Raw genomic sequence first — 13098 nt, 5'->3', positions numbered from 1 at the left:
CACACATTAGGCTCAACCCATGCGTCATCACAAGGGATTCACACTCGTCGAGCTTCTGGTGGTCATCGCCATTATTGGGGTGCTCATCGCGTTGCTCCTGCCCGCCGTGCAGTCCGCCCGCGAGGCGGCTCGTAGGACCCAGTGTCAGAACAGCCTGAGACAGGTCGCCTTGGGCGCCTACAACCACGTGGACATCCACGGATTCTTCCCCTCCGGGGGCTGGAGCTGGCGTTGGTACGCCGACCCCAACCAGGGCTACGGACGGTCGCAACCGGGCGGTTGGGCGTATAGCATCCTGCCGTTTATTGAAGAGCAGGCGGTGCGTGACCTTGGCGCGGGCGAGACCAACCCGGCGCGGCTAGAGACTATGATGAAGACCGCCGCCGCGACCCCCATCCCGTCATTCAACTGCCCCAGCCGCCGTCCGCCGGTCCCCTACCCCTACGCGAGGACCGACCTCGGCTCGCTGGCGGGGAATATGCCCAACTGTCGTCCGGGCAACTGCCAGATCGCACGCTCTGACTACGCGGCATGCTCAGGGAACATTAACGCGATCGACCCCAACGGCCCGAGCTCGCTGACAAGTTGGAAGTCGTTCGACTGGCCTCACAGCAAAGACAAGTCCAATGGGTTCCAGAGCGGCGTGGTCTACCAGGGCAGCGAGGTGAAGCTCCGCCAGATCATCGACGGGACCACCAAGACGATCCTGTTCGGCGAGCGGTACATCAATTCTGACCGCTACGTGGACGGGTTGGCGTCGAACGACGATCAGGGCATGTACATCGGCTACGACTTCGACACCATCGCCTACACCGGCGACACATTCGAGGTCTACCAGCCGACCCAGGACACGCCCGGCGTCAATCTGTGGTACTACTTCGGGAGCACACACCCCGGCGTGTTTTACATCGCCCACTGCGACGCATCGGTGCAGTCGATTCCGTACGACATCGATGAAACCGTTTGGAAGGCGATGGGGAGCCGCGACGAGTCGCTCGACAAACGCCCCAACAGCCGCTAGCGGCGCCGCGCAAGCCGTCGCCCGTCCCGCCGCCTGTTTGCTCTTAGAGGTCGGCAGTTCCCGCTACAAGCCGCAGACGGTTGTGGCTAGAACTGTCGGCCTCTCGGCTATTCACGGAACAGAAGCCGTGCGGGTGTCGGCGGCCTACTCATCGACAACCAACTCGGGCTTGGAGTCACGCAGGGCTTTCAGGTCGTCGGCCGAGTACTCGGCGCCGCCCAGTGACAGCCGCGTCATCGCGGGGGCTGCCTGCAGCCCAGCCAGGGCGTCATCTCCGAGTTTCGCCCGGGCTAGCACCAGCAGATTAAGTTTCGGGAGGCCGGCGAGGGGACTCAGGTCGGTCAGTGGGCCGCATTCAGACAGGTCAATTGCGGTCAGCTTGCTCAGCTGGCCAATTTCCACGAGGGTGTCGTCGCTCAATTGGGCGCCGCTCAGATTGAGGACCGCTAGGTCTCGCAGTCGCCTAAGGTCCCCAAGCCCCTCGGCGCCTACCCCGCAGCCGCCAAGCGAGAGCGACGCCAGCGACGTCATCTTTCCGATCTCTGCAAGGTGCGAGTCGTCAATCGGCATCCCGTCAAGGTTAAGCGAGGAAACCGCCCGCAACCCGCGGACGATCTCAAACGCCTGCTCAAAGTTGACCTCATCCTTGATGGTTGAGAAGTTTACCGACGCGACCCTGCTACCCGAGCCATCGAGCGTGGCGAGAACGCCATACTTGGATAGCTCGGCACGAGTACCTGTTTCGTCCGCTCCCGCCATGGGAGTGAACTCTACGATGCCGATAGCAATGGCCGCCAGTGCCGCAACCAGTATCAGTACTAGGCCAAGCTTCCCCTTGGAAGACGAAACGCTGTCATTCGGCATGCGTTGGAACCCTGGATAGAGGCGTTCGGGAGAACGGAGAGGGTGGCTGCGTCTAAGCGGACGAGCAGTGCAGCAAGAGTGACGGTCATTCTAGCCGCCGAGATGAAACGTGTATGCGCCCCTCAGGTTGCAATATGGAGACGCGTTAGTTGCTTGATGACGGCACTACAAAGCACCTCGTCTAGAGATCCCGCGCTGCGCTGGCGCCGCCAAGCACGCTGTCCGACGAAGCAGATTGATCCCGCATACGTCAATCGGAGTGTTGCGGTGGGTTGGTCGACACCAACTTCGGGAGGATGGCCACAAACAACGTGGTGGCCGCGGTGGCGGCCAAGGCGGGGATGCCCCAGAACTCTGCCCAGTGGTAGGGCGGAGGAGAGACGCCGTCAGGCGTAAGGAATGTCTCCTGTGCGGAGCCTGCCATCAACGCGCCGCCTAGGTGCCCGAGCCCGGTTGTCGCAGCGGCGTTCAGGCCCTGCGCGGCCCCGCGGTGGCCGGGGTCGACGAGTCGGTCGACGAGCATCAAGCCGGCAACGTACACAAAAACGTAGCAAGGGCCATGGACTAGGATCGCCGCGTAGACCGCCGCGTGCGAGTTTGTCGCGGATGCAAACGTCAGCAGTCCGTACCGAACCGACCAGGCGGCAACGCCTGCCAGGAATAGCCGACGCAATCCGAATCGGGCGATAAGCCTAGGGAGTGCGAAGAGGCAGAGCACATCGGACACCTGGCCCAGCGTCATCAGTGCAGCTGGGTTAGAGTACCCCGCCCAGTTGAGGAACAGGTTCGCGTAGGCGTTGTAGGCCATGCTGGATAGGCATGCGGCAGCCGACGCGCACAGAAACAGCACAAGAGGGCGGTTGGCTAGCAGTCGCAGCGCGTCCCGCCACAGCGACGGGCGTCCGCGGCCAACTAATGGGTTGGGCCGAGTATACGGCAGCGTGAGCGCGTAGCAGGCCATGACCAGATTGGACGCCGCGCCCACCAGAATTGGCGTCGCGGTATCCTCGATGGAGTGGCCCGATAGGCTAGGCCACACGAGTCCGATAAACAGCCCCGCCGAGATCCACCCGCCGGTTGCGAACAGCCGTGCGTGTGGGTACTGCCGGTCTGGTTTGGGGAGGTGCTGCAACGCAATCTTGTTCGTGAGCGCGCAGGCCGGGTTGAAGCAATTCCAGTACACGAGCAGAGCAATAAAGAAGTTCAGCTCGTCGCGGCACGAGGACATCCACCACGCCGCCGCGGCGCAGCCCAAGTGCAGCAGCGCAACCAGTCGCTCCGCCGGCAGCAGGCGGTCGCTCAGGAAGCCGAACACCATTGGCGCAACGAGGCTCCCAACCGCCCCTGTGATCGTGCTGTAGCCGGCGAAGCCTGCCGAGAAGATCGCCTCACCTTGTTCCCCCGTGTTCGCCGCGATGTAGGTGCCAACCGTGACCGCCCACACACCGAGCGGCCAGTATTGCAGGAACATCATCGCCGCCACCCGCGGGAACAACCGGGAGGGCGGGTTGTGCGGGCCTTCGGTCGTGGGCTCGGCCATGGACGGGTCGCAGGGCGGCGCCGCAGGGATAGCGACGCGGCGGCGTCGAATTAAGTCACCGTGAGGTTAGCAGTCTCGAAATCCGCCCGCCAGGCGCTGGCCCTTCTTCGGCGGCTCAGCTTCGCCGGCGGTGAGGGGCGAACGCCATCGCGAGGAACGTGCTCAGCAGCACGGCGGACGGTTCTGGCGTCGCCGCCAACGCGCCGACTTGAGTGGCGGCGTCGCGCCACAAGGTGTAGTCGGCCGCGTCGACTATACCATCGTAGTTCCCGTCGGCGCCGCTGCCCGCCAGGATGGCAGACGAGCCGAACGCGCTCGCCCACACCAGGTAGTCTTCCTCGTTGACCTGACCATCTCGATTGTAGTCAGTGGCAGGCGCCGCCGCATTCAGCAGCGTTTCAGCCTCCTGGACCTCCAAGGCGGCCAGGTGCGCCGATACCTGGTCCAGGGAGGCAACTATCTCCGCGCTGTTCGCATACTCGCGTCGCGCGACATAGAGCCGGTAGACCAGCTCCAGTTCCGCTTGGCCATAGGATACACCGGTATGCTCCTGAACCCGAAGAAGGTAGTCGAAGCCGGTCTCAAGGGTCGGCTCGAACATGGTGCCCTCGCCGAAGTCGTTGAAGGTGGCGAGCTGCAGGAAGTCCACACGGCTAGAGAACAACGCCGCCTGGTCGAGCACCTCGTCGAGGGTCTGCCCATCGTGGTGTGGGATCTCAAACGGAACCGGCGAGCCGGCGCCGCCTTCTGCATAGAAATCGACAAACCCCGGGTAGGCCACGCCTCCGGCCATCTCGAGGCCGCCCGCGCGGTACCGGTAGAAGCTTTCCTGGTGGTCTAGGTGATTGTCTTGCGACTCGTCCTCGTAGATCCACGCGTACTCTCCGCGGGCATTCGCGCCGGCGTCGGCGGACTCGTACCACAATGGGAGGAATGCGATCGGCTCATTGCCCTGGCTCAGGATTTGCGTCCACTGGGTCTCCTGCTGGAAGGTGATGGGGCCGAACACCGCCAGCAGCGGGTCGTCGCCGTCGCCTACCCGGACGTACTCAGATCGTGGGAAGTAGTTGTCGCGTAAGTAGGCTACATTCGCCTCAGCCTGGCCAATGTTTGCAGAAAAGCGGTCTTCGAGCACGACGGAGAAATCGAGTCCGAAGTCGCCGATGCGGTCCACCAGGGCGTTGCTGTTGGCTAGCAGGTTGGTGATGTCGCCGTTGGTTCCCTGGACGCCGTACCAATCAATCATGACCCCGTCCACGCCGGAGAACTTCATGAGCAGCAGGTGGTACTCGATGACGTCGGGGTCGCTCGATGCGTACGGGCCGATCATGGGGTAGAAGTGAGACGCAATCTGACGCCGGCCGTCTCCGTCCATGATGTTGGGGTTCTGCGTATTCATCCGCCAGTGCCAGCCCCATTGCCCGGACCCCAGTGTGTCAGGAGTTTCGTACCACGGCATGTAGTGCATGTACACCTTCTGCGGGTTTGACTTCACCACGTCAGATGCACAGGCCAGCCCGCCTTGCATCGACGAGCAGAACACGATTGCCGTGATTAGGTGGGGGAGTCGCATCGCTGGTGTCCTAACGCGGCGCGTGGTCGAATGTGCCGCGTCGAGTCGGAGCGGTCTCCACATTATAGCCGCCCCATCAGGGCGATGGTTATTCCGCCGCGTTATCTGCTAGGTTGCGGCTGCCGCGAGCGCGGTGAACCTCGAGGTCGACGTCGTAGTTGACGCCGTGCACGGAACCGTCGCAATACACCACCTGGAAGACGGATGCGTGGGCTGCGCCGAAGTTGAACTGGAGAGTCCGCTCGCTGGCGGTGGCTGGGTAGTAGGCGTTGTCGCCCACGCTGTCCATCCACGCCTGGTACTGGGCAGAGGTCGGGTCGGCGAGCGGCGGCACCCAGGCCGACACGATATTGTCGCGGTCGAACCCGTTGTAAGCGCCCTGGTCGTCGAACAACGAGGTGCCTGTCGAGTACAGGTCGGATTCTCGCATCCGCTCGCCAACGATGTAGGTGTGCGAGGTTCCGTCGGTGATCTTTCTCATTGGGATAGGGATGCGAGGCAGGATCATGCCGTTACTCCCGGACCCCAACCGTGCGAACCAGTTGTCCACGCCCAAGCCTGGGAGCTTTCGGTCCCACTTTTCCGCCTCGGCGAACGTGGAGGGTCCTGGGCCATCGAGCATTAGAAACCGCCGCACCTCCACGGGGTCGCCAGAGCTGTTGGCCGCGTCCCAAGCCTGCTGCGTGCCGCCGCCGCGGCAGCCGGCATAGTCGCTGCGGAACGCAACGCCCGGGTTCTGTGCGAAGTCGGCGCCGGTGTTCCGGTAGCCGCTGTTGACGTTGGAGCCGTTGTTCACAAGCGGGTACGGCTCCGCCTGGCGGCGGCTCGGGCAGTTCATGATCGAGATTTGCCGCACGAGCAGCTGCCGCATCGCGTCGTCACGGGCGGGCGAGTTGGGGGCGGTGCCGGCGCCGATGTCGCGTAACGTCCCCTCCTCCATGAACGCGAGGATGCTGTACAACCAGCTCCCCGGCTGCGTCTTGCCCGCTCCGGCATCTGGCTCGGGCATCCACAAGTAGCCCCATCCACCACTGGGAAAGTACCCGAAGGTGTCGTGGTGATTCTGCAGCGCGAGCCCGATGTTCTTGAGGTTGCTGCGGCACTGCGTCCGGCGGGCCGCCTCGCGTGCGGACTGCACCGCAGGCAGGAGCAACGCGACAAGAACGCCTATGATCGCGATGACTACCAGCAGTTCAACCAGCGTGAAGGCACGCTGTAGGCTAGTTCGGCTGAGCATGTCGGTCCCTCCGTCGGGCTGTTGTTTTGCGTCGCGTTTGCCAATTGAACTCCGCGGCCGCGGGCTGCCCCTCCCGTGGCGGCTGGGCGTTTACCGCCGTCGGCGGGAGGCCCCTCCGGCCAGGGCTAGTGCCAACAGAATTGTCGCGGCGGGTTCAGGTGCGGAAGAGCCTGCCGCGGCCGTTAGGGCGCCGTAGTTCGACACCCACAGGTCGTAGTCACCGGAGTCGACAGTGCCGCTCCCGTCACCTCCGCCTCCGAGGGCGGACTCGTCGCCTTCCAGGTTGTCCCTCCACACGGTGTAGTCTGCGGCGTCGACTCGCTGGTCGCCGTTAAAATCGCCCGGCATAGAAGGCGCGTCCGACGCTTCGATCATCAACGCGTTAAGGTAGCCTAGCGAGCCCTGCGCTCCGATGAAGTCGACGTACAGGATGTCGTCTTGCTGGGGCGCCAGGCCGGACAGCACGGCGACGGTGTCGCGGTTGTGAAGGGATGGGTCCAGGGCGTCCTGTACGTCAAGCGTCGCCGAGTCCACCAGAGTCGAGTAGCTGTTGTCGGTGTAGACCGAGTAGACCGTGGTCGCGTCCGTGCTGTACTTGTGTGAGCCGAAGAACGTCAGCTCGTACCGCTTCGCAGGGTTCAGACCCTGGAGCTCAAAACGGACGTTGTTAGGGTCTAAACCCGGCCCGGCGACAAAGTCGAATGCGGCCGCCAGCGACCCGCCGAGGTCACCCAACGCCGCGGCGTCGATGTCAGTTAGGAACACATCGAACGCCTGCTGCCCCGCCGTGGTCGGACCGGCCGGCCCGTTGTAGCTATCCGTTGCAACGGGTGTGCTGAACCCAAAGTCGATGCTGGTCGGCGTGTTGGACACATCCACCAGGTCCTCAAGAAACACCCCGGTTGCGATGCTTGTCCAGTAGTTGCCGTTGTTGTCGGGGCTGGCGACACTCAGCCCACGGAAGGTTGTGTCGGCGCCGAAGTCTAGCAGCAGTTTCTGGGCCCCCGCTGCGGGCGGCGCGGCCAGCACCAGCAACGCCGCCGCGCGGCAGAGCCAACGCTTCATTTCTATCGGTTTCCACATCGTCATCGTCTGCTTGCTCTGGGCGTAGGTGGATCAATGCTCAGCGGGCTCGGCGACGCGACCAGGCCGGCGCGACCAGGCACGCCAACGCCGCTAGCGAAGTTGGCTCGGGGACAGCCGTCAGTTGCAGCGCGTTCAAGTAGCCTTCGCCCCCACCCGCTCCGCCGAATCCGACATACAGGATGCCGTCGGCAGCCGGCGAGACGCCGCTGATCGTCGCAACCATGTCCTGGTTGTGCATGTCGTCCACGCCTACAAGCAGGTCTGCCGAGGCGATCGGAGTGGAAAATGTTGCGTCGGTATAGACCGTGTACCGCGTGGTGTTGTTGCCGTTGTACTTGTGTGAACCGAAGAACGAGAGGTTGTAGCTCCCACCGACACTCAGATTCTGGATCTGGAAGGTCGAGTTGGTGTAGAAGTCGTAAACGGCCTCGTCAACGCCCAGGTCGCCCAACGCGGACACGTCGTAGACGGAGTTCGCAGGCGGCTGTCCGCCGTCAGTGGGTCCTGCCGGGCCGTTGTAGGAGTCGGTGCCGCCCGGCGTTGTGAAGCCAAAATCAACGGCGGTCGACACGCCGTCGCTGTTGGGGATGTCCTGGTAGAACGCGCCTGACCAGACGCTCGTCCAGTGGTTGCCGTTGCTGTCCGGGCTGGGCGTCGAGGCGCCGCGGAATGAGGAGTCATTCCCAAGGTCAATCAGCCACGACTCGGCCTGCGTCGTCCCCGAGGCCAAGGTCAGAAGGGTTACTGCTGCCGCAGCGGCCAGCACACGCCGCGAAGGTACTCTGCGAGTCATGAGTCATCCCCAGAGGTGAAAAGTGTAGGTACGCAGTAGTGGTCTTATGGAATTGGAGTCGGCCTAGCCGAGGCAGCAATAGCCGCCAACGCGCAAGTGGCGATGTGTCTTTGCACGACACGACGCGTCTCACCAACGCGCCACGGATTGCAGGAAGAGTCAGGAGATAAGCACAGGTTGACCGGTCGACTTTCGGGCGTCCGACTGGCAATGTATAGCGGTCATGCTATAGTGCGGTAGAGGCTGTGTCAAACCTTTTTCTTAGTTGAGCAAGAGTCTGGTCAGCTGGGCAAACAGCCCAGCGTTCAGGGGTCACACCGATGGCGGCGCCAGCCAAGTACAACGAGGTGATGTCGGTCATCAAGCGGCGTATCTCCGAGGGGGACTATTTAGTCGACAGCATCCCCGGTGAGCGCCGCCTGGCCGAAGAAACTGGCGTCAGCTACATGACCGCCCGCCGCGCCGTGCGTCAGCTGCTTGACGAGGAAGTCCTGATCCGTGCGCCGTCTGGTTCGCTCGACGTGCACCCCAGCTACTCCAAACGCACTAAGCCGGCTGAAGTGGTGCTTCTGTACCCTGCGTACCCATCAAGCTACCTAACGCAGCTGCGGGGCGTTGTCTCCGAGTTTGCGGATCGTCGCGGCCAGAATCTCCGCCCCGCGCAGTTTGTCCACTGGGACGAGCAGGCCCTGTTTGAGAGCGTCGCCCAGGCTAAGGGCACGGTGGTCATTCCACACGGTCCGCCGATCCCGTCGCGGTTGATGGAGCACTTCAAGAATCACAAGGTCGTCGTGCTGGACGGCGACTTCGCCGACCACGGGATCCCATCTGTGCGGCTCTTCTCCGACAGTTGTGTCCTAGCGGTAATGGAACACCTGCGTCGACTGGGGCATCGGCGGGTCGATTGCCTGAATACCCAGAACCGCAACGTCGAGATCGACCGCCGTATCGACATCTGGCGCCAGTGGCGGGAGGACCACGGCATTGCGGGGCAACTGCACGATGATCCAGCGCCGAACTATACCGACCCAACAATTGTTGCGTACCGGATGATGGCCGAACTGCTCGACCGAGATGAGGCCGATGCCACCGCGTTCGTCGCCACCACGTGTCCCGCCGCGATCGGCGCGATCCGCGCCTGCTACGAACGCGGCGTACAAGTTGGCCCCGATGTCTCGATCGCGGCTGTGAACCTAGAGCCGCCAGCCGAGTTCTTCTGCCCGTCGATTACCGGTCTAAACACTCCCGATCTGACTACGGTGCTCGCCAAGTGCTTCGACTGGTTCGCTAGCGATGAACCGTGGCTCGGCTCCAGGCTACTGGAACCTGCCGACTCCGCTCTGTTCCGCGGCGAGTCGTCTGCAACCCCGCCGAAGCGGTCTCGGGGTGCTGCAGCCGCCAAACGCTAGACAGCCTGGGCCCACCGAGGTGCCTACGTTGCTGGCGGAGTCGCAGAATTTGAATGCGGCGATCGGTCTGGCGAGCATGCCGCACTCAACAACGATCCAGAAGCGGCAAAGCGGGAAAGCGGCGGCTACACCATGCCGTCCGGATTCGAGCAGGAGCTGGCCCTGCTGCCGGGCCGCTCACCGCATTGGTCGCCACGGGCCGGATGTGAGACACCACCAGCCAGCCCGAGTAGCCAGTGCAGCCAGCCGCCAACCCAGCCAGGTTGCGTTCCAAACACCCCTGCTCTACGCCCCAGCGCGTTTGATGCCGCCGACCAGCTCTCTCGGTCTAAACCCCGCAGTAGTTGGGGGCGTGCGGGGTGCCCCTCGGAATGCAGGCGGTTCAATCGTCCACAAACAGCGTTCAAGTACTTGAACTAACCGTCGGCAGCGGTTAGGCTGCCCCGTAAGGTGGGAGCCGGCTGCCTGGGCTTCGCCCTCATCCGACTGCGTTAAGGAAACGCAACCGCCATTGGTTGCGGCGCGGTGGACGCCACTCGCATCGCTTTCTGGTCTTAGGCTCGGAGCGGGTTGATGAACCCTGTGGACGCAAACTCATCGGATTCACAGATCGCGCGGGGGGCGACGGCCGACCGCGGGGGCGTTGTCCCAGACGCGTTCCCCTGGCAAGAGCGTCCGGCCGGCGACAAGGCGGTTGTGTGGCGGCACAGCGGGAACCCAATTATCCCGCGGAACCCGCTCCCTGACGTCCACGGCATCTACAACAGCGCGGTGGTGAGGTTTGGGGACGGCTACGCGGGCGTGTTCCGGACTGAAGGCCCGTCCAGGTTCCCACTGCTTCACGCCGGGTGGAGTGAGGACGGCCTCGAGTGGCAGATTGAGGCGCGTCCCATCGAGTTTTCCAACTACCGCCCCGACCCTAGCCACTACGCCTACGACCCCCGAGTCGTGCGGATAGAGGACTGGTTCTATGTTTCCTGGTGCGGTGGCGACAACGGGCCGACTATCAGTCTAGCGCGGACCAAGGACTTCCGGGCGTTCGAGCGGTTGCCCAACGCGTTCCTGCCGTTCAACCGCAATGGCGTGCTGTTCCCGCGTCGTATCAACGACAAGTTTGTCATGCTCAGCCGCCCCAGCGACGACGGGCACACGCCCTTCGGGGACATCTACGTGAGCGAGAGCCCCGACATGGTGCACTGGGGCATGCACCGTCTTGTGATGCGGCGCGGTGGCGACCAGGTCGGGCAGTGGTGGCAGCGCACCAAGATTGGCGCGGGCCCCATCCCGATCGAGACGCCCGACGGCTGGTTGATGATCTACCACGGCGTGATCGACACATGCAACGGATTTGTCTACAGCATGGGCGCCGCGATCCTCGCGATCGACGACCCGTCCAAGGTGCTCTACCGCACGAACCGTCACCTGCTCACGCCGGAGGCGCCTTACGAAACGACCGGGCACGTGCCGAACGTCGTGTTCCCGTGCGCGGCGCTCCACGAGCCAACATCGGGTAAACTGGCCGTGTACTACGGCGCGGCCGACACTTGCACGTGCGTTGCGTACTGCAACGTGAGCGAGCTTGTCGAGTTCACGAAGGCCAATTCGACGGTCTTCTAGCGCCGGGCGGCCACGCGGCTGCGCCGGTTGCGCAGCGCATCGATTGGTCTGGGAGCGTTATGGGCGGGTTTCACGCGATCGATCTCGCGATCCTCTTCGCCTACTTGGCGGTAACCATCGGCATTGGTTTCTGGATCTCCAAACGCGCGGCCAACAGCCTGGGGAGTTACTTCCTCGGCGGCAACCAGATCCCCTGGTACATGCTAGGCCTGTCGAACGCGTCGGGAATGTTTGACATCAGCGGCACCATGTGGATTGTGTACCTGCTGTTTGTCTACGGGCTGAAGAGCGCTTGGATCCCCTGGTTGTGGCCGGTCTTCAACCAGGTGTTCATGATGGTCTACCTCTCGATCTGGCTCAGGCGGTCGGGGGTGATGACCGGCGCCGAGTGGATCCGGTTCCGGTTTGGCGAGGGCCGCGGGCCGCAGCTAGCGCACCTGGTGGTGGTCGGCTTTGCGATGATCAACGTGGTCGGCTTCTTGGCCTACGGGTTCATCGGCATCGGCAAGTTCGCCGCGACGTTCCTGCCGTGGACTCTGGCGTCTGACCCCACGACCAACGCCAACCTGTACGGGTTGGTGATCACCGCTCTTACGACGCTCTACGTCGTGAAAGGCGGGATGTTCAGCGTCGTGTTCACGGAGGTGCTACAGTTTGTCGTGATGACCATCGCGTGCATCTGGGTTGGCGTGATTGCGATGTGGCGCGTCTCGCCCGACACGCTGCACGCCGCGGTCCCAGATGGATGGGGCAGCGTCTGGTTTGGGTGGCGGCTGGACCTGGACTGGGGCGGCCTGATGGAGTCGGCCAATCAGAAGATCACCGACGACGGTTGGAGCTTGTTCGGCGCCTTCTTCATGATGATGCTCTTTAAGGGAGTCCTCGGCAGCATGGCGGGCCCAGCGCCCAATTACGACATGCAGCGGGTACTCTCCGCCCGGACGCCCCGTGAGGCGGCGCTGATGAGCGGCTTAGTTAGCCTGGTGCTGCTTATCCCCCGCTACATGCTGATCACGGGCCTAACTGTGCTGGCGTTGGCGTTCTTCGCAGGCGAACTCCGGGCCATGGGGTCCGATGTCGACTTCGAACTGGTGCTGCCGATGGCGATGAAGAACGCAATCCCGGCGGGGCTCTTCGGGCTGTTGTTCTCCGCGCTGTTGGCGGCCTTCATGTCAACCTACGCGGCTACTGTCAACGCGGCCCCGGCCTACATCATCAACGACGTCTACAAACGCTACTTCAACCCCGACGCCGAGCAGAAGACCTACGTGCGGATGAGCTACGCCACTTCGGTCGTGGTCGTGCTGATTGGAACGGCATTCGGATTCCTGGCCGAGGACCTCAACGGCGTAGTGCAGTGGCTTGTGGCGGCGTTGTACGGCGGGTACACGGCCGCTAATGTGCTCAAGTGGCACTGGTGGCGCTTCAATAGCTACGGATACTTCTGGGGCATGGCGGCGGGGATTCTTGCGGCGGGTGTGACGCCGGAGGCGGCCGCGTGGCTCGCCCGCACAAACTCCGTCCAGCCGATCGCGACGATCTACCTGTTCCCGGTGATCTTGGCCTGCTCGCTCGTGGGGTGTGTCGCCGGCAGTCTGCTGACTCCTCCCGATGACAGGAAGGTGCTCCGCCAGTTCTACCTGCGGGTGCGCCCGTGGGGTGCGTGGGGGCCGATCCGGCGTGAGCTGCAGGCCTCGCACCCCGGACTGGCCGCCAACCGCGATTTCTGTCGAGACGCAGTCAACGTGGCTGTCGGGATTGTGTGGCAGACCGCGTTAACCGTGACGGGCATCTACTTGGTTCTCAAAGACCTTCAGGCCTTGGGGTGCTCGGTCACTGTGGTGTTGGCCACGAGCCTCTTCCTTAAGGTAAATTGGTACGATCATATCGAGGACTACCCCGAGGACGCGCCGGCGGGCGACCCGCTTGCGGGTTCAGCGCCAGGCGCCAACTGACTA

Annotated in this window: 10 protein-coding genes; 4 read left to right on the top strand and 6 right to left on the bottom strand. The window is 63.3% G+C overall.

What is annotated here, in order from left to right; genetic code table 11:
- The first annotated feature begins 19 nt into the window (after positions 1-19).
- Entirely contained in the window at positions 20-1021 is a 1002-nt protein-coding gene (locus KOR34_RS04180) for a DUF1559 family PulG-like putative transporter (RefSeq protein ID WP_146562488.1), read from the top strand.
- Between the two features lie 144 nt (positions 1022-1165).
- Here KOR34_RS04180 and KOR34_RS04175 read toward each other — a convergent pair whose 3' ends face one another.
- The 6 genes from KOR34_RS04175 to KOR34_RS04150 form a co-directional block, all read right to left on the bottom strand.
- Entirely contained in the window at positions 1166-1885 is a 720-nt protein-coding gene (locus KOR34_RS04175; RefSeq protein ID WP_146562486.1) for a leucine-rich repeat domain-containing protein, read from the bottom strand.
- A gap of 250 nt (positions 1886-2135) precedes the next feature.
- Entirely contained in the window at positions 2136-3425 is a 1290-nt protein-coding gene (locus KOR34_RS04170; RefSeq protein ID WP_146562485.1) for an MFS transporter, read from the bottom strand.
- A gap of 115 nt (positions 3426-3540) precedes the next feature.
- Positions 3541-4998 (bottom strand): hypothetical protein, encoded by a 1458-nt coding sequence (locus KOR34_RS04165; RefSeq protein WP_197531127.1) that lies wholly within the window; start codon positions 4996-4998, stop codon positions 3541-3543.
- An 88-nt stretch (positions 4999-5086) separates the two neighbouring features.
- Entirely contained in the window at positions 5087-6235 is a 1149-nt protein-coding gene (locus KOR34_RS04160; protein ID WP_146562483.1) for a DUF1559 domain-containing protein, read from the bottom strand.
- A gap of 90 nt (positions 6236-6325) precedes the next feature.
- On the bottom strand, positions 6326-7300 hold the full coding sequence (locus KOR34_RS04155) for a PEP-CTERM sorting domain-containing protein (RefSeq protein WP_197531126.1): 975 nt from the start codon (positions 7298-7300) through the stop codon (positions 6326-6328).
- A gap of 58 nt (positions 7301-7358) precedes the next feature.
- Positions 7359-8114 carry a hypothetical protein gene (locus tag KOR34_RS04150; protein WP_146562480.1) on the bottom strand — a complete coding sequence of 252 codons (756 nt, stop codon included), beginning with the start codon at positions 8112-8114 and terminating at the stop codon, positions 7359-7361.
- Positions 8115-8434: 320 nt separating this feature from the next.
- Between KOR34_RS04150 and KOR34_RS04145 the strand changes: the two genes are divergently transcribed.
- The 3 genes from KOR34_RS04145 (at position 8435) to KOR34_RS04135 (ending at position 13095) form a co-directional block, all read left to right on the top strand.
- Entirely contained in the window at positions 8435-9523 is a 1089-nt protein-coding gene (locus KOR34_RS04145) for a substrate-binding domain-containing protein (protein ID WP_146562478.1), read from the top strand.
- Positions 9524-10096: 573 nt separating this feature from the next.
- Positions 10097-11140 (top strand): glycoside hydrolase family 130 protein, encoded by a 1044-nt coding sequence (locus tag KOR34_RS04140; RefSeq protein WP_146562476.1) that lies wholly within the window; start codon positions 10097-10099, stop codon positions 11138-11140.
- Between the two features lie 59 nt (positions 11141-11199).
- Positions 11200-13095, top strand: coding sequence for a sodium:solute symporter family protein (locus KOR34_RS04135; protein WP_146562475.1), 1896 nt, complete (start codon positions 11200-11202; stop codon positions 13093-13095).
- The last annotated feature ends 3 nt before the right edge of the window (positions 13096-13098 follow it).

The organism is Posidoniimonas corsicana, from assembly GCF_007859765.1.
Taxonomy (GTDB): domain Bacteria; phylum Planctomycetota; class Planctomycetia; order Pirellulales; family Lacipirellulaceae; genus Posidoniimonas; species Posidoniimonas corsicana.
The sequence above is the reverse complement of the archived record's forward strand: the minus strand, read 5'-3'. Positions and strand labels throughout refer to the sequence as shown.